Annotated in this window: 11 protein-coding genes; 4 read left to right on the forward strand and 7 right to left on the reverse strand. The window is 66.5% G+C overall.

Annotation, left to right across the window (positions count from 1 at the left end; all coding sequences use genetic code 11):
- A partial coding sequence (locus A7D16_RS06515; protein WP_153043136.1) for a transposase occupies positions 1-222 on the forward strand: 222 nt, incomplete at its 5' end.
- Between the two features lie 111 nt (positions 223-333).
- Here the strand turns inward: A7D16_RS06515 and A7D16_RS06520 are convergent.
- The 4 genes from A7D16_RS06520 to ptsP form a co-directional block, all read right to left on the reverse strand.
- A complete protein-coding gene (locus A7D16_RS06520) occupies positions 334-1605 on the reverse strand; it encodes a carbohydrate porin (protein ID WP_064630979.1) in 1272 nt (423 codons plus the stop codon).
- A gap of 181 nt (positions 1606-1786) precedes the next feature.
- Positions 1787-3520, reverse strand: a complete 1734-nt coding sequence (locus A7D16_RS06525) for a PTS fructose transporter subunit IIC (RefSeq protein ID WP_064630981.1) — start codon at positions 3518-3520, stop codon at positions 1787-1789.
- Positions 3521-3670: 150 nt separating this feature from the next.
- Positions 3671-4627 (reverse strand): 1-phosphofructokinase, encoded by a 957-nt coding sequence (gene pfkB, locus A7D16_RS06530; protein WP_064630983.1) that lies wholly within the window; start codon positions 4625-4627, stop codon positions 3671-3673.
- Positions 4624-7140, reverse strand: a complete 2517-nt coding sequence (gene ptsP / locus A7D16_RS06535; RefSeq protein WP_064630985.1) for a phosphoenolpyruvate--protein phosphotransferase — start codon at positions 7138-7140, stop codon at positions 4624-4626. Before ptsP ends, pfkB begins: the two co-directional genes overlap by 4 nt.
- Positions 7141-7300: 160 nt before the next feature.
- Between ptsP and A7D16_RS06540 the strand changes: the two genes are divergently transcribed.
- Together A7D16_RS06540 and A7D16_RS21345 are read left to right on the forward strand one after the other, a co-directional pair.
- Positions 7301-8296, forward strand: a complete 996-nt coding sequence (locus A7D16_RS06540) for a LacI family DNA-binding transcriptional regulator (RefSeq protein WP_064630987.1) — start codon at positions 7301-7303, stop codon at positions 8294-8296.
- Positions 8297-8560: 264 nt separating this feature from the next.
- Positions 8561-8833 carry a hypothetical protein gene (locus A7D16_RS21345; protein WP_239686953.1) on the forward strand — a complete coding sequence of 91 codons (273 nt, stop codon included), beginning with the start codon at positions 8561-8563 and terminating at the stop codon, positions 8831-8833.
- A gap of 115 nt (positions 8834-8948) precedes the next feature.
- Here A7D16_RS21345 and A7D16_RS06545 read toward each other — a convergent pair whose 3' ends face one another.
- From A7D16_RS06545 to A7D16_RS06555, 3 genes are read right to left on the reverse strand one after another with little or no spacing between them, the layout of a single operon-like run.
- A complete protein-coding gene (locus A7D16_RS06545; RefSeq protein ID WP_064630989.1) occupies positions 8949-12119 on the reverse strand; it encodes a multidrug efflux RND transporter permease subunit in 3171 nt (1056 codons plus the stop codon).
- Between the two features lie 12 nt (positions 12120-12131).
- Entirely contained in the window at positions 12132-13442 is a 1311-nt protein-coding gene (locus A7D16_RS06550; protein ID WP_064630991.1) for an efflux RND transporter periplasmic adaptor subunit, read from the reverse strand.
- 14 nt (positions 13443-13456) lie between these two features.
- A complete protein-coding gene (locus tag A7D16_RS06555; protein ID WP_064630993.1) occupies positions 13457-14116 on the reverse strand; it encodes a TetR/AcrR family transcriptional regulator in 660 nt (219 codons plus the stop codon).
- A gap of 277 nt (positions 14117-14393) precedes the next feature.
- Between A7D16_RS06555 and A7D16_RS06560 the strand changes: the two genes are divergently transcribed.
- On the forward strand, positions 14394-19403 hold the full coding sequence (locus A7D16_RS06560) for an NAD-glutamate dehydrogenase (protein WP_064630994.1): 5010 nt from the start codon (positions 14394-14396) through the stop codon (positions 19401-19403).
- Positions 19404-19515: the final 112 nt, after the last annotated feature.

Genomic DNA, 19515 nt, shown 5'->3' on the forward strand with positions numbered 1-19515 from the left:
AGCGGCGCGCGAGAGATTTTAGGCGAGCAGCTCACGGTGCAGATTGCCAAGCGCAGCGAACTGCACACCTTCAAGGTCATGCCCAAGCGATGGATTGTCGAGCGTAGTTTTGCTTGGCTGGAGAAGAACCGAAGGCTATGGAAGAACTGCGAGCGCAAACTCAACACCAGCCTGCAGTTCATCCATTTGGCCTTCTTGGCACTGTTACTCAGAAGATTGTGAACAGGTTCTTAGGCAGTGGTGGGCCATTACACAGATGCAACGCACCCGCCACTCACTTCAGGCAGTGGCGCCCGGCAAGCATTCGCGCAACGCGCGCAGCTTCTCTACGGATCACAGATTCCAATCGATCCGCATGCCCGCGATCAGGGCGTTCTTCAGATCGTTGGTGCGGGTGGGTTCGTTGAACTGGTCGGGGTTGATCACGTAGTGCAGGTTGGGGGCGATGCGCAGGCGCTTGGTGACCTGGATGCCGTAGCTGAGCTCCATCATGATCTGGTTGTCGGCCGGGGTGCCGGTGCCGCCGGCGGTGGCGCGCGCCAGGCGCAGGTTTTCCAGGGCCTCGTCGCTGTATTTCTGCTGGGTGATCACAAACGCGATGTTGTCCTGCGGGCGGCTGGCGAAGGTGCCTTTCTGCACCAGGCCCAGTTGCACGAAGTGGTCTTCGATGGCCTGGCCGCCGGTGCTCTTGAGGATGGCGGCAAAGACGGTGAGGCCCTGGGTGCCCGACGGGTCGGGGTTGGTGACCTGTTGTTCGAAGCGGCCGAACAGGCCCGAGCGGCCTTGCTTGTTTTCATAGCCCAGGCCGCTGAGCACGGCGGGGTTGCCGTTGCGGTCGCGTAGCGGGTCGGTGTAGTCGGAGTTGTCCTGCCAGCCGCCGACTTCGTACATCGCCGCCAAGGTGCCGTCGCCGCCCTTGTTCTTGTAGCCGATGGCGTAGGGCACCACCACGCCGGTGGTGTCGTCGGTGCTCCACTTCAGGCCGTGCTGGCCGTCCTGTGCCTGCACCGGGTTCACTTCATACGCGCCCACATGCACATAGACCTTGGGCGTGACCCAGGCGGTGGCGTGCGCGGCCCAGCTGGACACCGGCCAATAGGTGAAGTTGCTGGTGCGGAACACGAAGGTGGGGTTGCCGCAGGCCGCGTTGCCCTGGAAGTACTGGCACAGGTCCGAGCCGAGGAAGTGGATATTGGCCACGCTGCGGCCGGCTTCCAGTTCCAGGCGGTCGTTGAAGAGCTTCTGCAGCAGGGTGAAGTTGGCCAGGCGCGTGCCCTGGCCGCCGTAGATTTCCTGCACCGAGGTGCTGTTGCCAATGCTGCTGTTGGACAGGTTGGTGCCGTGGCGGTTGGAGACGTACAACTTGACGGTGGCACCGTTCCAGCCGAACAGACGGCCCATGTCCACGTCGGTGCCGACCATCAACTGGCCGGCGTAGGCGTCGCCGTTTTTGCGGCCGCCGTCGATCATCGAGGCGGCTTCGCCGGTGTAGCCCAGCTTGAGCTTGAAGGCGTCGGCGGCATCCTGCGCATGGGCGAGCGGGGTCAATGCCAGGGTCAGCGACAGGCACAGCAGGCGGTGGCGGCGGTGGGCGAGGGCGGTCATGGCAGGACTCCGGACAAAAGGGCGTGGCCTAAGTGGCGAACGCGACAGCTAAGGGGTGGGCAAGCCGCTGGCCGCGCACGACGGTGCGCAGCCAGCGATGAAACCGATCAGGGGTGAGTTGGCTCAGCGATCAGCTGCGGTGAAAGCGCACAGCCGATCGGCAACGCGCGTCAACCGTGCGTTAGGCGACGATGTCGGCCACCGGCTTCTTGAGCAGGCGCAGCGCGATGGCAGTGACCACCACGCCGACCACCAGGGCCAGCACGTAATTGAGCAAGTGGGTGACGGCGTTGGGAATCAGCAGCACGAAGATGCCGCCATGCGGTGCCTTCAACTCGGCACCGGCGGTCATCGAGATCGCGCCGGCCACGGCCGACCCGATCACCAGTGCAGGGATGGTGCGCAATGGGTCGCGCGCGGCATACGGAATGGCACCCTCGGTGACGAAGGCCAGGCCGAGCACGCCGGCAGCGGTGGCCGAGCCGCGTTCTTCCACGGTGAAGCGGTTGCGGAACACCCAGGTGGCCAGCGCGATGCCCAGCGGCGGGGTCATGCCGGCCACCATGGCGGCGGCCATCGGGGTATAGACCTGGCTGGCGATCAGGCCGGTGGAAAACGCATAGGCCGCCTTGTTGACCGGCCCGCCCATGTCGAAGGCCATCATGCCGCCGAGCAACAGGCCCAGCAGCAGCGCGCTGCTGCCCTGCATGCCGCGCAGCCAGGCGGTGAGCCAGGCCAGCAGGTCGGCCACCGGTTGGCCGAACACGTACATCATCGCCAGCCCGACCAGCAGGGTGCCCAGCACCGGCAGGATCAGCACCGGCTTGAGCCCTTCCAGGTTGCGCGGCAGGCGGATGTAGCGGTTGAGTGCGGCCACGCCGTAGCCGGCGATGAAGCCCGCAATGATCCCGCCGAGGAAACCGGCATTGAGGTTGGCCGCGACCAGCCCGCCGATCATGCCGGGCGCGATGCCGGGGCGGTCGGCGATGGAGTAGGCGATATAGCCGGCCAGCGCGGGCACCATCAGGGTGAAGCCGGCCTTGGCGCCGATCTGGAATAGCGACCACGCCAACGTGCCCTGGTGCGCGTCGTCGCCGGCGTAGATGCCGCCCAGCGCGAACGCCAGCGCGATCAACAGGCCGCCGGCGGTCACGAACGGCAGCATGAACGACACACCGGTCATCAGATGCTTGTAGGCGCCGGTGCGGCCGTTGCCCTTGCTCGCGGTGGCGCTGGCGGCGGTGCCGGTGGCCGGTGCCGCGCCGCCGTGCACGCTGGCCTCGGCCAGCGCCTTGTTGATCAATGCCGGGCCATCGTTGATCGCCGGTTTGGTGCCGCTCTTGAACAGGCGCTTGCCAGCGAAACGGGCCAGGTCGACCTCGCGGTCGGCGGCAATGATGACGACATCGGCAGCGCGAATTTCGTCGTCGGTGAGCGCGTCCTGCGCACCGACCGAGCCCTGGGTTTCCACCCGCATCTGGTAGCCGAGCTTCTTTGCGGCCTGCTGCAGGCCTTCGGCGGCCATGAAGGTGTGCGCGATGCCGGTGGGGCAGGAGGTGATGGCCACGATGCGCTTGTTGCCTGCGCCTGCGCCTGCCGAGGCGGTTGCGGCGGCAGGTGCCGCGAGCTGGCTGACCGCAGCAGCCGGGTCGTCCAGCACCGCGCCCAGGCTCAGATGCAGCAGTTGCGCGTCGCCGAAGCGCGCGGTGTCGGCATCGGCATCGCCGACGATCAGGACGTGCGCGGCGCCGTTGGTCAGCTCGGTCGGCAGCGCGCCAAGCACGCCCTGATCGCTGCGGATTTCGATCGTCACGCTGCGCCCGGCGGCGGTGGCCGCGCGGCGCAGCGCTTCGGCCGCCAGAACGGCTTCGGTACTGCGGTCGCCGGCGGCGATGACCACGATGGAAGAGGACATGGCAAAACTCCTGCTGTGTTGCGGTCGCCGGGAGGCCGGCGGGGGATATGCGGGGTTACGCGCGCGGGTGGCGCACACCGGGAGGGCGGAGGCATGCAGCGCACTGCGCCAACGCGCGCGCTTTCGAATGCGTCAGCGGCAGCACGGTGCTCACGACAGCAGCTCGATGACGACCTCGCCTGCGGCGCGGCGCACGCCATCGGGCGTGATTCGACGCGCGTCGCCGCTTTCCAGCCGGCACATCGAAAACGCAGTGGCCAGCCGCGCGCAGCGTTGCAGGTCGGTGGATTCTTCGAGCAGCGCGGCGGCAAGACCTGCCACCATCGCATCGCCTGCGCCCACGCTGCTGCCCTGCGCCAGCCGCGGCGGGCGCGCGATCAGGCGCTGGTCGCGCTGTACGAACAAGGCGCCGTCGGTGCCCATCGAGATGACGACCAGCTGGATGCCGCGTGCGATCAGTTCGTGCGCGGCGGCGCTGAGCGCGGCGTGGTCGGTCAGGGGGCGGCCGGTCCAGGCTTCGAGCTCGTGCCGGTTCGGCTTGACCGCGTACGGCAGCGCGTCGCGCGCGGCACTCAGCGCGGCCACCAATGGCATACCGCTGGTGTCCAGCAGCACGCGCGCACCCGCGGCGCTGGCCTGGGCCTGCAACTGCGCCCAGCTGTCATCCGGCAGCCCGGCCGGCAGGCTGCCCGACAGCACCACCGGCAGGCCGGGGCGCAGTAGCGGCGCGAGCTGGTCGGCCACGCCTTGCAAGTGCGCGCTGGTCAATTGCAGGCCGGGCAGGTTGATGTCGGTGGTGTCGTTGCTGCGCGCTTCCACCAGTTTGAGGTTGGTGCGGGTGTCGCCGGCCACGCGCTGGCAGTGGTCGACGATGCCGCGCTCGCGGAACAGCGCTTCGAACACGCCGGCATTGCCGCCGCCAAGCACGCCGAGTGCGGCCACAGCGGTGCCCCAATCGGCCAGGCAGGCAGCGACATTGATGCCCTTGCCGCCGGCATCGTTGCGCACGCTGCTGGCGCGGTGCACCGCGCCCGGCTGCAGGTGCTCGAGCTGGATGGTCTGGTCGATTGCCGGATTCAGCGTGACGGTGATGGCCTGCAGGCTCATGCCATGTCCTCGCGCTGCGCTTCAAGCGCGCGCACCTGCTCGGCGGTTTCGCAGTTCAGCGCCTGCTCGGCCAGTGCTTGCAATTGGCTCAGCGCGGCGCCGCGCAGGCGCGCCTTCACCGCCGGGATGTCGTTGGGGGTCATCGACAACTCCTGCACGCCCAGCCCGGCCAGCAGGCTGGCGCCGAACGCATCGCCGGCCAGGCCGCCGCACACCCCGACCCAGCGGTCGTGCTTGCGCGCGCCTTCAATCGTGCTGCGGATCATGCGCAGCACCGCCGGGTGCAGGCTGTCGGCTTCGGCGGCCAGTTCCGGGTTCTGGCGGTCGATCGCCAGCACGTATTGGGTGAGGTCATTGGTGCCGATCGAGAAGAAGTCTGCATGGCGCGCCAGCACGTCGGCCTGGGCGGCGGCGGCCGGCACTTCGATCATGATGCCGATCGGCACTTCGGGCGCGTCGAGTTGGGCGCGGATGCGTGCACAGATCTCGCGCAGGGCGATGAGCTCCGGCACCGAGGTGATCATCGGGAACATGATCGACAGCCGCGCACCGTCCTTGGCCGCGCGGTACAGCGCACGCAGTTGCGGCTCGAGCAGGTCCGGGCGGCGCAGCAACAGGCGCGCACCACGCACGCCCAGGAACGGGTTTTCTTCGTGCGGCAGTTCCAGATGCGCCACCTGCTTGTCGCCGCCGATATCCAGCGCCCGCACGATCAAGGGGCGGCCGTCCAGCGCCTGCGCCATCGCCAGGTAGGTGGCGTGTTGTTCGTCTTCGCTGGGGGTGCGGCCGCTTTCCAGGAACAGGAATTCGGTACGCATCAGGCCGACGCCTTCGGCGCCTTGGGTCAGTGCCATCGCGACCTGGTCGGGCAGGTTGACGTTGGCGCCGATGTCGATGTGGTGGCCATCGGTGGTTTCGGCCGGCAATGCGCGCTGCGCGGCTTCGCGCTCGCGGATGGCCTGTTGTTCGGCGATATGCGTGCGGGCTGCGTCCAGATCCTGTGCGGACGGGTTGACGTACAGGCGCCCGCTGCTGCCGTCGATGATGGCGGTGGCGCCGTCCTCAATCTCCAGCAACTGGCCGCCGGCCGCGACCAGCGCCGGCAGGCCGAGCGTGCGCGACAGGATCGCGGTGTGCGAGGTCGGGCCGCCCTGCGCCGTGGCCAGGCCGAACACGCGTGCGGTGTCCAGGTTGGCGGTATCCGACGGCGACAGGTCGCTGGCCAGCAGGATGCACGGCTGCTCGGGCAGGTCGGTGAGGCCGGCACCGGCAGCGGCCGGGTCGAGCTGGGCCAGCACGCGGCGGCCGACATCGCGCAGGTCGGCGGCGCGGCCGGCCAGCACCGGGTTGCCGAGTGCGGCCAGGCCCGAGGCGATCTGTTCCACCGCCTGATGCCACGACCAAGCCACGCCGTGGCCTTCGACCATCAGCTGGCAGGTGCGGGTGATCAGGTCGGTGTCGTTGAGCAGTTCGGCCTGGGCCTTGAAGATGGCCGCGTCCGAAGCGCCGAGGCGGCGCTGGGTATCGTCCTGGATCGCCGCCAGCTGCTGGCGGGTGCGGGTCAGCGCGTCGTGCAACTGCGCGCCGCCATCGCCCAGGCCCACCGGTTGATCGGCCACCTCGGTCTGCGCGGCGCGCAGTCGGTGCACGATGCCGATCGCCACGCCGGGGCTTGCGCCGATGCCGACGATGGCTGGCTGTGCCTGCGGCGGGGTCCAGCCGACCACCGGGGCAGCGCGACGTTGCGCGGCACGTTCGGCATCGGCCTTTTCCTGCGCGGTGAGGCTGTCCATCACGGCACGCAGGCGCTTGAGCAGGGCAGGTGCGTCGTTGCCTTCGGCCGACACGGTGATGCTGTCGCCGGCACGCAGGCCCAGCTGTAACAGGCCGACCAGGCTCTTGGCATCGGCGGCCTGGTCGCCGGCGCGCACTTGCGCCCGCGCCGAGAAGCCGCGTGCGGTCTCGGCCCAACGCGTGGCCGGGCGGGCGTGCAGGCCGCTGGGATACGCAATCGTCCACTCGAATGTTTCGGCCAGATCGGTGGCCGGCGCGGCGCTTGTGTCAGGCGCGCGGTCGCCGGTCAGCGCGGCAACGATCACGGCGGGGTCGTCGGTGGTGAACAGCGCCTCCAGCTGGGCCGGGTCCTGGATCAGCCGGGTCAGCCGCCGCAGCAGGGTGATGTGGGTGTCAGACTGGGCGGCAATGCCCACCACCAGCCGGGTGATCTGGCCAGGGTTCCACTCCACGCCTTCGGGCAACTGCAGCACCGCGATACCGTCACGGCGCACCAGGTGGCGGTCTTCGCCCACTCCGTGCGGGATGGCCAGACCATGGCCCAGGAACGTGTTCGCCAGGCCTTCGCGGCGCCGCATGCTGGCGTCGTAGCCCGGCGCCACACAGCCGGCCGCGACCAGCAGCTGGGCAGCCTGGGCGATGGCGTCGTCCTTGTCGCGGGCGGACGCGCGCAGGCGCACGAGGTCGGGGGTGACGGGGGCAAGCGACGGAGAGGACAAGGCGGGCTCCGGGTGGGATCGGGCTGGGAAGTATAGTGGGAACGTTCCCACTTCCAAGGTCAATGTGCACTGCACAAAAACCCGATAGTGCTTTCGGGTTAGCATCCAGGCTGGCACGGCGCCTGGGTCAGGGTGCGCAAACGGAGCGGGAACGGTCCCAGTGAGTATCAGCATCAACGACGTGGCCCGCGTGGCCGGAGTGTCCAAATCCACGGTCTCGCGCGCGCTGGGGACCGGGCCGGTGAGTGATGAAGTGCGCGCCAAGGTGGAGGCGGCGGTCCGCCAGACCGGTTACCGCCCCAACCTGATGGCGCGGCGGCTGCGCTCGCAGCAGTCCGGCATCCTGGGGGTGATCGTGGCCGACATCCGCAACCCGTACTTCACCGCCCTGATCCGTGCGGTGGAAGAGGTCGCTTACCGTGCCGGTATGCGCGTGACCCTGTGCAATACCGATGAAGATCCGGAGCGTGAGGCGCTGTACCTGGAGCTGATGCAGGAAGAGCGCATCACCGGGCTGATCTTCGCCCCGACCCGGGTCACGGTGGGGCGGATGCATGAGTTGGCCCTGGATTACCCCACCGTGCTGGTGGACCGTGCCGGCCCCGGCAGCCGCTACGACAGCGTGGTGCTGGACAACGCTGCGGCCATGGGCGAGTTGGTGGCGCACCTGCAGGCGCAAGGCTACCGGCGCATCGGCGGGTTGTTCGGCAGCACCAGCACCACCGCGGCCGAGCGTCGCGACGGTTACCTGGCCGCGATGCGCGCGCAGGGGCTGGAGCCGGATTACCGCGAAGTGGCACCCACCGCCGAGGCGGCGATTGCCGAGTTGGGCCGATGGCTGGCCAATGATGACCGCCCCGAGGCCATCGTCACCAGTAACAGCCTGCTGCTGATGGGCGCGCTCAAGGCCGCACGCACCGCCGGCCTGCGCCTGCCGCAGGATCTGGCCCTGGCCGGATTCGACAACGAGCGTTGGACCGATCTGGTCGAGCCGGGCATCACGGTGGTCGAGCAGCCGGTGGAAGACATGGGCCGCGCGGCGATGTCGCTGCTGCTGGAACGGCTGAGCAATCCGCAATTGCCGATCCGCCGCATGGTGATGACCGGCCGCTGCGTGGTACGTGGGTCTACTGGCACACGTACCACGCGCGTCTGATTGCGCTGAAGCAGCTGCGTAGCGCTGGCCCGAACGCCTGGTTCGTCGCGCGCGCGGGTCCTTTTGGTGATTCAAATCAAACGCCTGGTTACTGGAGTGTGCGGTGCCCTCACCGCTCGCGGGACACGCCGTTAACCCGTCCATGGGGGCTCGGTGGCGGCATCCATGCCGCCAACGGTCCCGCAATCGGCGAGGGCACCGCACCAGACAGTTGGCTGGTGGCTTCATTTGAAGAACTAAATCAACGCACCAGACGATTTGCTGATGACTTCATCGAAGAATGAAATCACAGCATCAGACAGTTTGCGGGCCACGTTTTTTAAAACTGTACGCACCGACCAACTCGACTGGTCCTTGCCCGCTCACCGTCGCGGGACCTTGAGCGGCATGGATGCCGCGCCAGAGCCTCCATGGACGGATTCACGGCGCGTCCTGCGATGGTGGGCGGGCGAGGGCCCTGCAACCCAGTCGCAGATCAGCAGCTCTACAACTGACCTGTCCGCGCTGTCGAATCGCTTCGATACGCTGAGCCGGTAACGCTCCATCGCGCCCAAGGGCGCTCCTACGGGCGTCGCGTTCCGTTGCTGCAGCACACACAAAAAAGCCCCGACATTGCTGCCGGGGCTTTTGTATTTCCGATCAACCGTATGACTCAGCGATCCGGGCGGTGATTTCCACCGTCGTTTTGCACGGCCAGATATTCCTTGGATTGCTCGTCCAGCTTGTCGCCCAGCATGCGGCGCACCACCACGAAGAACAGCGGGATGAAGATCACGCCGAGCACGGTGGCGAACACCATGCCGCCGATCACGCCGGTACCGATGGAGTGACGCGAGTTGGCGCCGGCACCGGTGGAGATGGCCAGCGGCAACACACCCAGGATGAACGCGAACGAGGTCATCAGGATCGGGCGGAAACGCAGATGCGCCGCTTCCATCGTCGCCTCGCGCAGGGTCTTGCCCGCTGCACGTTGCTCCACTGCGAATTCCACGATCAGGATCGCGTTCTTCGCCGCCAGGCCAATGACCGTGATCATGCCGATCTTGAAGTACAGATCGTTCGGCAACCCGCGCAGCATCGAGAAGACGATCGCACCCAGCACGCCGATCGGCACCACCATCAGCACCGCCACCGGAATCGACCAGCTCTCGTAAAGCGCTGCCAGGCACAGGAACACCACCACCACCGACAACGCCAGCAACAGCGTGGCTGCATTACCGGCGATGATTTCCTGGTACGACATGCCGCTCCAGTCGAAGCCGAAGCCCGGCGGCAGATCGTTGTTGACGATCTCTTCCATCGCGGTCATCGCCTGGCCGGAACTGCCGCCCGGGGCAGGGTTACCCACCAGGTTCACCGCCGAATAGCCGTTGTAGCGGTTCAACGCCGGCGAAGCGTAGGTCCATTCGGCCTTGACCACGTTGCTCAGCGGAATCATCCCCGGCTGACCATCGGCACCGGTGGCAGTGGCGCTGGGAGTGAAGAAGTTGCGCAGCGACTCGGGGCCGGTACGGAACTGGTCGTCGGCGCGGATGTTGACGCGCTTGATGCGGCCTTCGGAGAAATAGTCGTTGACATACACCGGCGCCAGCATCAGCTGGATCGAGCTGTAGATGTCGCTGACATCCAGGCCCATCGATTGCGCCTGCACGCGGTCCACATGCAACTGCAGCTGCGGCGAGTTTTCCAGGCCGTTCGGGCGCACGCCCACCAGGGTGTCCTGCTTTTCCGCCGCCTTGCCGAGCACGATGTTGCGTGCCTGGGTCAGCGCTTCCTGGCCGGCACCGGAACGGTCCTGCAGCCACATGTCGAAGCCGCCGAACTGGCCCAGACCCTGCACGGTGGGCAGGTTGACCACGAAGATCTGCGCGCCCTTGATGCCGTAGAAGGCGCCATTGAGCTGCTTGATCAACTCTTCCGCGGTGACGTCACGGTCTTCCCATGGTTTGAGCCGGATGAAGCCCATGCCGACGTTTTCGCCCGAGCCCAGGAAGCTGAAGCCGGCGATCTGCAGCATGCCTTCCACGGCCGGCTGCTTCTCCAGGACCGCACGCATCTGCGCAAAGGTCTCGTTGGTGCGGATCTTGGTGGCGCCCGGCGGCAACTGCACGATGGCCAACGCAAAGCCCTGGTCTTCTTCCGGCAGGAAGCTGCCCGGCATGCGGGTGAACAGGAAGCCGCACAGCACCACCAGCACCACGAACACGATCATCCATGGCGGCGAGCGCTTCAGGGTGTGGCCGACCACGCCCACATAGCGATGCGCCAGCTTGTCGTAGTACTTGTCGAAGGTGCGGTAGATCCAGTTCTTCTTGGTCGAATGGGTCGACTTGAGGAACGCGCCGCACAGCGCCGGGGTGAAGCTCAACGCCAGGAATGCAGAGAAACCCATCGACATGGCGATGGTCAGCGCGAACTGCTTGTAGATCGCGCCGGAGGCGCCGGGTTGCAGCGAGGAGGGAATGAACACCGCCGCCAGCACCACGGTGATGGCCACCACCGCGCCGGTGATCTGGGTCATCGCCTTCTGGGTGGCCGCCTTCGGCTCCAGATGCTCTTCGCTCATGATGCGTTCGACGTTCTCGATCACCACGATCGCATCGTCCACCACGATGCCGATCGCCAGCACCATCGCAAACAGCGTCAGCTGGTTGATGGTGAAGCCGATCATGTACATGCCGAAGAAGGTGCCCAGCAGCGCGACCGGAATCACCAGCGTGGGAATCACGGTGGCGCGGAAGTTCTGCAGGAACAGCAGCATCACCAGGAACACCAGCACGATGGCTTCCACCAGCGTATGGATCACTTCCTCGATGGAGATGCGCACGAAGGTGGTGGACTCGTACGGCGCAAACCAGGTCACGCCCTGCGGGAAGGTGGGCTGCAGCTCGTCGAGCTTGGCGCCCACTGCCTCTGACACGTTCAGTGCGTTGGCGCCCGGCAACAGCTGGATGCCGAAGGCACCGGTGGGCTTGCCGTTGTACTGGGTGTCGAAGCCGTAGTTGCTCGGGCCCACGGTGACGCGCGCCACGTCCTTCAGGTGCACGGTGGCGCCATTGTTGTCGGTGCGCAGGATGATGTCTTCAAATTCCTGCGGCGAGCTGAAACGACCTTCGGCCGACACGGTGGCGGTGAAGCTGATGCCTTCCGGGGTCGGGTCGGCGCCCACCGAGCCGGCAGCGAACTGCACGTTCTGGTTGCGCACCGCGGTCAGCACCTGGGTGGCCGACAGGTTGTAGCCCTGCAGCTTCTCCGGGTTCAACCAGATGTTCATCGCGTACTCGGCGCCGAACTGGTTGGTGCTGCCGACGCCGGGCACACGCGAGATCTGCTCGAGCACGCGCGAACCGACGATGTCGTTGAGCGCATCGCGGTCGATCGACGGATTGTCCGAGCGCAGCGCCGCCACCATCAGGAAGCCGGCGTTGGCCTTGGCCACCACCACACCCTGCTGGGTGACTTCCGAGGGCAGACGCGGCGTGGCCAGCGACACCTTGTTCTGCACCTGCACCTGCGCGATATCCGCGTCGGTGCCGGTTTCGAAGGTCAGCGTGATGGTCACGCGGCCGTTGGAGGCCGAGGACGAGTTGAAGTACAGCAGGTGGTCGATACCGGTGAGCTGCTGCTCGATGACCTGGGTCACCGCTTTTTCGGCGGTGTCGGCGCTGGCGCCGGGGAAGTTGGCGGTGACGGTGACCTGCGGCGGGGCGATCGTCGGGTACGACTCGATACCCAGATTCAGGATCGAGATCACGCCCGCAAGCGAGATCAGGATCGCCACCACCCAGGCAAAGATCGGGTGTTCGATAAAAAACTTAGGCATGTCCGGGTTCCGTCACTGCTGCTTGGACTGGGAGTCGGCCGGTTGCGCGGCCGCGTCCTGCTTGGGCTGTTGCTGCGCAGCCGGCGCGGCGGCATCTGCGGCCGGCGCGGCCTGCGCGTCACCGCCCTGGGCTGCGGCTGGCGCAGCGCCGGGTGCTGCGCCCGGAGCGCCGGGCTGGCCGCCTTGCGCCGGCTTGTTCGGATTCCACGGCACGCCCTTGGCCGGCTGCCCTTCCTTGGCCTTCTGCACGCCATCGACGATGACCTGGTCGCCCGGGGTCACGCCGCCGGTCACGATCCACTGGCCTTTCTGCTGGCCGTCGACGGTGAGGTTCTTGCGCACCACCTTGCCGTCCTTGCCCAGCACCAGCGCGTAGGCGCCGGTGGCATCGCGCTGCACCGCCTGCTGCGGCAGCAGGTAGGCATTGTTGCGCTGGCCCAGGCTGGCCTTGAAGCTCACGAACGCGCCCGGCAGCAGCGATTGTTCGGGGTTGGGCAGGGTCGCACGCAGCGACACCGCACCGGTGCTCGGGTCCACCGTCACCGCCGAGACGTCCAACGTCCCCGGATGCGGATACTGCGTGCCGTTGCCCAGTTCCACATTGATGGTGGATTTGCCGTCGCCACTGAGCTCCACGTTGCCGCTGCTCTGTGCCTGGCGCAGTGCGGCCAGCTCTTCGCTGCTCATGGCGAAGTTCACATACAGCGGGTCGATCTGGTCGACCGTGGTCAGCAGGGTGGCCTCACCCGCACCGACCAGCGCGCCTTCGGTCACGCGCTGGATGCCGGCGCGGCCGGTGATCGGCGAGGTGACGCTGGCGAAGCCGAGCTGGATGCGCGCGGACTCGACCGTGCCGCGCGCCTGCTGCACGCTGGCACCGGAAGAGCGCTCGTTGGCTTCGGCGGTGTCGATATCCGCACGCGAGACGTACTGCTGCGGCGCCAGGCTGCGCGCACGCGTCGCAGCGATCTTGGCGTTGGCATAGGTCGCTTCGGCGGCCGCCAGCTGGCCTTGTGCCTGCAGCAGCGTGGCCTTCAGCTGCGAGGGGTCGATCTCGAACAGCGGCTGGCCTTCCTTGACGTTGGCGCCTTCGGTGTACAGGCGCTTGAGCACCACGCCGTCGATGCGCGCGCGCACGTCGGCGGAGCGGTACGCCGACAGGCGGCCGACCAGGTCGCGTTCCAGCGGCAGCGTCTGCGGCTTCATTTCCAGCACCGACACTTCCGGCGGCGGCGGCGCCTGCTGTTGTTCGGGCTTGCTGCAGGCAGCGAGCGCCACGGTGATGGCACAGGCCAGGCCGAATGTGCGGAGCGGGGCAATCATCAGGAGGAACTCCGTTAGGGTCTTGAAGTGAGAAGAGAAGGCGGTGTCGGCGTTGGCGCGGCAGATGCCGCAGCAAACCCACGCAAGAAGGTGTCCACGGCAAATTGCGCCCACTGCTGCCTGGCGGGAAGGCCGGCGCGATGGGGGACCTGAAACCGTTGGCGATCGAAATCCAGCCCGACGATCATGCTCAGCAACAATTCCGCCATGAAGTGCGGATCGTCATGCCGTAGCTGGCCGGCCTCGATCGCCTGCTCGAAGCGTTGCGCCAGGCGCCGTTGCATGCCGGCCACGCCCTCGTGAAAGATTTGCTGCGACTGGTCGGGGAACCGGTGCGACTCGGCTTCGACCAGACGGCAGGTCTGTAGCACATCGGGATTGTTCAGACGGTCAAGATGGGCCAGCGCAAAGGCGAGCAGATCCGCGTGCAGGTCGCCCGACACCGCGCCCAGCGGGCCGGTGGCCAGGTGCACGTGGTCCTGAAGTACATCGCGCAACAGATTTTCTTTACAACCGTAATAGCTGTACAGGGTCTGCTTGGAGCAGCCGGCACGCTCGGCCACCGCGTCCATGCTCAGCCGCATGCCGCGCTCGGCAAGCAGCGCATGCACAGCCGCATGAATGCGGCGGTCGCAGTCCGAACGCCGGGCGGCACGGTGGGAACGAGGGGTCATGGCGGTAGACTATACCGTCCAGTATAGTTTTTAAACAGGCTTGACGGTCGCAGTTTTGTTTGCGCAACGCCTTCTGTGCCAGGCATTCGGCCCGACTTTGCCGGATCTGGCGATCCGTAGCGCCGGTTGGCCGCGCGGCAGCGCAAAACTTCAGAGCCATACTGCTTTTGCGCGACCGGGATGCCTGTTGGGCGCTGAGCATTTGCGCTATGCAGCAAAGCGTTGTCCCTGTCCATCGGTACAATTCAGCTTTCCTACCGAGCATCCCAGCGCTCTCATGACAGCCAAGAAAGCCGCTTCGAAATCGTCCACGACGTCGGTCAAACCGGTCGCCGAACGTGCCGTCCCCGTGCTTGCCACCGAACCGCAGGCGGTGACCCTGGAACCGGTGTTTGCCGCGTTGCGCAAGCGCTACCCGGCGGCCCGCCAGGCCGAGGTCCAGTCGTTCGCGGCCGGCTTCTATCGGCGCATGGAAGAGGACGAATTTCCCAACCACCCGCCCGAGCAATGGGCCGCGCTGGCGGCCGACATGCTGGAATTTGCGCGTGTGCGCAAGGCCGGCACGGTCAACGTGCGGGTGTTCAACCCGACCATGAAGAGCCACGGCTACGAGTCGCCGCACACGCTGCTGCAGATCGTCAACGACGACATGCCGTTCCTGGTGGACTCGGTGAGCATGACGCTGTCGGACCTGGGCATCGGCGTGCACGTGCTGGGTCACCCGGTGCTGCGCATTGCGCGCGACAAGGCCGGCAAGCTGGCCGCGGTGGGCGAGGGCAAGAGCGAATCGCTGATGGTGCTGGAGATCGACCGCCAGCCTGCCGATGAAATGCCCAAGGTGGAAGCGGCGGTGCGCAAGGTGCTGGCCGAGGTGCGCGCGATCGTGCAGGACTGGTCGGCAATGCGCGAAAAGATGGTGATGCTGGCCGACGACCTGGCCACCCGCCGCCTGCCCATCGACGACATCAGCCGCCACGAGGCGCAGGAGTTCCTGCGCTGGGCCGCCGCCGACCACTTCACCTTCTTCGGCTACCGCGAATACCGCGTGGAGAAGCAGGGCGGCCAGGACGTGCTGGCGCCGGTGGAAGACACCGGCCTGGGCCTGATGCGCGGCCACGACACCTCGCCGGCGCGCCCGGTGACCACGCTGGCGGCGCACGGTTTGAACACCTCGTCCAAGCTCAAGGACGCATTGATCCTGACCAAGACCAACGCACGCTCGCGCGTGCATCGTGTTGGCTACATGGATTACATCGGCATCCTCGAATTCGATGCCAAGGGCCGTATCGTCGGCGAGCAGCGCTTCCTGGGTTTGTTCACCTCCAGCGCCTATAACCGCCGCCCGTGGGAAATTCCGCTGGTGCGTCAGCGCCACGAATACGTGATGAGCAAGTCGGGGCTGACCCCCAGCAGCCACAGCGGCAAGGCGCTGCGCCATATCCTGGAAACGCTGCCGCGCGAAGAGCTGTTCCAGTCCAACGAAGAAGAGCTGTACCGCACGGCAATCGGTATCCTGGGGCTGCAGGAGCGCGTGCGTAGCCGCATGTTCCTGCGCCGTGACAAATACAGCCGCTTCATTTCTGCGTTGGTGTACATCCCGCGCGAACGCTTCAATACCGATGTGCGCTTGCGCATCGAAGGCCTGTTGAAAGACGCGCTGCATGGCGAGTACATCGATTCCAGCGTGGTGCTGGGCGAATCGCCGCTGGCGCAGCTGCATCTGATCGTGCGTCCCAAGAGCGGCGAAGCGCTGGAGTTCAACACCACCGAACTCGAATCGCGCCTGGCGCGCCTGCTGCGCAACTGGCGCGACGACCTGCGCGAAGCGCTGGTGGCGCGCCACGGCGAAGCCAATGGCCTGCGCATGGCGGCCAACTTCGGGCGTGCGTTGCCGGCCGGTTACATCGAAGAATCGTCGATCGAGTCGGCGGTGTCCGATGTCGAGCACCTGGCCACGCTGGATGGCCCGGACGATCTGCATCTGAGCCTGCAGGAAATCCGTCGCGACGACGGTATGCGCCTGGATGCCGGCGAAGGCCTGCGCCTGAAGCTGTATCGCCAGCTCGACGACATCCCGTTGTCCGACGCGATGCCGATGATGGAAAACATGGGCCTGCGCGTGATCTCCGAACGGCCGTACCGGCTGCAGGTGGGCGAAACGCCGGTGTATATCCAGGATTTCGAAGTCGAATCCACCGCCGGCAAGATCAACGCCGCGCAAGCCGATGCAGGTTTCGGCGAAGCGTTCGAGCGCATCTGGAACGGCGATGCGGAAAACGACGGCTTCAATCGCCTGATCCTGGCCGCCGGCCTGCATTGGCGTCAGGTCGCGTTGCTGCGTGGCTACTGCAAGTACCTGCTGCAGACGGCGGTGCCGTTCTCGCAGGCCTACGTCGAAGCCACCTTCACCCGTTACCCGCTGCTGGCGCGCCTGTTGGTGGAACTGTTCGAAGCCCGCTTCGACCCGTCCACCGGCAGCGAAACCAAGGCGCAGATCTTTGCCGGCCAGGAGCGCCTGCGCGAAGAGCTCTCTGCGCTGGCCGCTGGCGACGAGGCCACGCTCAAGGCGCTGGAGCCGGTGCTCGAGGCACGTGGCGGCAATCGCGCCGCGCAGCAGGAAGCTACCCGTGCCACGCTGTTGAAGCTGATGGACCGCGTCTCCAGCCTGGACGAAGACCGCATCCTGCGCAGTTTCATCGACGTGATCGATGCGACGCTGCGCACCAACTATTACCAGACCGACAAGCACGGCAAGCACGCCCATTGCATCAGCTTCAAGCTGGATTCGGCGATCGTGCCGGACTTGCCCAAGCCGCGTCCGTATCGCGAGATCTTCGTCTACGGGCCGCGTGTGGAAGGCGTGCATCTGCGCTTCGGCGCGGTGGCGCGTGGCGGCCTGCGCTGGTCGGACCGTCGCGAGGACTTCCGTACCGAGGTGCTGGGCCTGGTCAAGGCGCAGATGGTCAAGAACACCGTCATCGTGCCGGTGGGCGCCAAAGGCGGTTTCTACGTCAAGCGTTCGCCGGCGGGCGGCGACCGGGACGCGATCCAGGCCGAAGGCATCGCCTGCTACAAGTTGTTCATCCAGAGCCTGCTCGATATCACCGACAACATCGTCGGCGGCAAGATCGTGCCGCCGCCGCAGGTGGTGCGTCACGACCAGGACGACCCGTACCTGGTGGTCGCCGCCGACAAGGGCACCGCAACGTTTTCCGATATCGCCAATGGGCTGGCGCTGGATCATGGCTTCTGGCTCGGCGATGCGTTCGCCTCCGGCGGCTCGGTCGGTTACGACCACAAGGGCATGGGCATCACCGCGCGCGGTGCGTGGGAGTCGGTCAAGCGCCACTTCCGTGCGATGGGGCGCGATTGCCAGAGCCAGGACTTCAGCGTGGCCGGCATCGGCGACATGTCCGGCGACGTGTTCGGCAACGGCATGCTGCTCTCAAGGCATATCCGCCTGCTGGCCGCGTTCGATCACCGGCATATCTTCCTCGACCCGGCGCCGGATGCCGCTGCGTCCTTCGCCGAGCGCGAGCGCCTGTTCAAGCTGCCGCGTTCCAGCTGGGCCGACTACGACGCCAAGCTGATCAGCGCCGGTGGCGGCATCTACCCGCGCAGCTTGAAGTCCATCGACATCAGCGCACCGGTGCGCGAGGCGCTGGGCCTGGAGTCCAACGTCAAGCAGCTCTCGCCCAACGCGCTGATGAACGCCATCCTCAAGGCGCCGGTGGACCTGTTCTGGAACGGCGGCATCGGCACCTACGTCAAGGCGTCCAGCGAATCGCATGCCGATGTGGGCGACCGTGCCAACAACGGCCTGCGCGTCAATGGCGGTGAGCTGCGCTGCAAGGTAGTGGGCGAGGGCGGCAATCTGGGCCTGACCCAGCTGGGCCGCATCGAAGCCGCGCAGACCGGCGTGCTGCTCAATACCGACTTCATCGACAACTCGGCCGGCGTGGACACCTCCGACCACGAGGTGAACATCAAGATCCTGCTCAACGACATGGTGCAGGCCAAGAAGCTCAGCTACGACGCGCGCAATACGCTGCTGGCGTCGATGACCGACGAAGTGGCCGACCTGGTGCTGTGGGACAACTATCGCCAGAACCAGGCGATCAGCTTGATGGAGCGCATGAGCGTCAAGCGGCTGGGCTCCAAGCAGCACTTCATCCGCACGCTGGAACTGCAGGGCCTGCTCGATCGCCAGATCGAATTCCTGCCCTCCGATGCCGAGCTGTCGGCACGCAAGGCACGCGGGCAGGGCCTGACCCGGCCGGAGCTGTCGGTGCTGTTGTCGTACTCCAAGCTGGTGGCGTTCCAGCAGCTGCTGGAATCGGATATTCCGGAAGACCCGTACCTGTCCAAGGAACTGCAACGCTACTTCCCGCAGCCGCTGCAGAAGAAGTACGCCGATGCGATGGAGCGTCACCGCCTCAAGCGCGAGATCATCGCCACTGCGGTCACCAACACCACCATCAACCGCATGGGCGCCACCTTCCTGATGCGCATGCAGGAAGACACCGGCCGCAGCATCGGTGAGGTCGCCAAGGCCTACACCATCAGCCGCGAAACGCTGGATGCGCGCGCGCTGTGGACGCAGATCGATGCGCTGGACGGCAAGGTGCCCGAGTCGGTGCAGATCGATGCACTGGAAGTGGTCTGGCGCCTGCAACGCTCGTTCGTGCGCTGGCTGCTGCTGCGTCCTGGCCAGATGCCGGGCATCACTGCGGCAGTGGAGCGCTACCACGGCCCGTTCAACGACATCCGTGTCGCCTCGGGCGTGTTGTCGGATGCGCAGCGTCCGCAGTACGAAGGCAGCGTGAGGGAGTGGCAGGACAAGGGACTGCCGCCGCAGCTGGCGCAGCAGCTGTGCGAGTTGCGCTACCTGGAACCGGCGTTCGACATCATCGAGACTGCGCGCACCCGCAAGCTCAAGCCGGTGGAAGTGTCCAAGGTGCATTTCCGCCTGGGCGATGCGCTGCGGCTGCCGTGGTTGTTCGAGCAGATCGACGCGCTGGAGGTCAACGGCCGCTGGCATGCGGTGGCGCGTGGCGTGCTGCGCGACGAACTGGCCGCGCATCAGCGTGCGCTGGTGGGGCAGGTGCTGACCATGTCCGGCAGCAGTGCCGAGGACAAGGTGGCCAACTGGCTGGCGCGCGACGATTCCAGCCTGCGCTTCACCCTGGCCATGCTCGCCGATGTGGCCGAGCAGAAGACGCTCGACTACCCGACCGTATCGGTGGCCGTGCAGCGGTTGGGTCAGTTGGCCGCGCACGGGTTGTAAGCGCAACCATCACGGCGGAGCCAGGGCTCCGCCGTGATGGTGTTGGCCAGCATGTGGGTCAGGACTGCATCGACGCATGCGCTAGGTGTCCCCTGCCAGACAAGTGAGGTCG

Origin of the sequence: Xanthomonas nasturtii, assembly GCF_001660815.1 — a bacterium.
Lineage (GTDB): Bacteria > Pseudomonadota > Gammaproteobacteria > Xanthomonadales > Xanthomonadaceae > Xanthomonas > Xanthomonas nasturtii.

Coding starts and splice junctions, on each gene's coding strand:
- A7D16_RS06520 (WP_064630979.1), bottom strand. CDS start 1,605: ATGACCGCCCTCGCCCACCGCCGCCACCGCCTGCTGTGCCTGTCGCTG.
- A7D16_RS06525 (WP_064630981.1), bottom strand. CDS start 3,520: ATGTCCTCTTCCATCGTGGTCATCGCCGCCGGCGACCGCAGTACCGAA.
- pfkB (WP_064630983.1), bottom strand. CDS start 4,627: ATGAGCCTGCAGGCCATCACCGTCACGCTGAATCCGGCAATCGACCAG.
- A7D16_RS21345 (WP_239686953.1), top strand. CDS start 8,561: ATGACTTCATCGAAGAATGAAATCACAGCATCAGACAGTTTGCGGGCC.
- A7D16_RS06545 (WP_064630989.1), bottom strand. CDS start 12,119: ATGCCTAAGTTTTTTATCGAACACCCGATCTTTGCCTGGGTGGTGGCG.
- A7D16_RS06550 (WP_064630991.1), bottom strand. CDS start 13,442: ATGATTGCCCCGCTCCGCACATTCGGCCTGGCCTGTGCCATCACCGTG.
- A7D16_RS06555 (WP_064630993.1), bottom strand. CDS start 14,116: ATGACCCCTCGTTCCCACCGTGCCGCCCGGCGTTCGGACTGCGACCGC.
- A7D16_RS06560 (WP_064630994.1), top strand. CDS start 14,394: ATGACAGCCAAGAAAGCCGCTTCGAAATCGTCCACGACGTCGGTCAAA.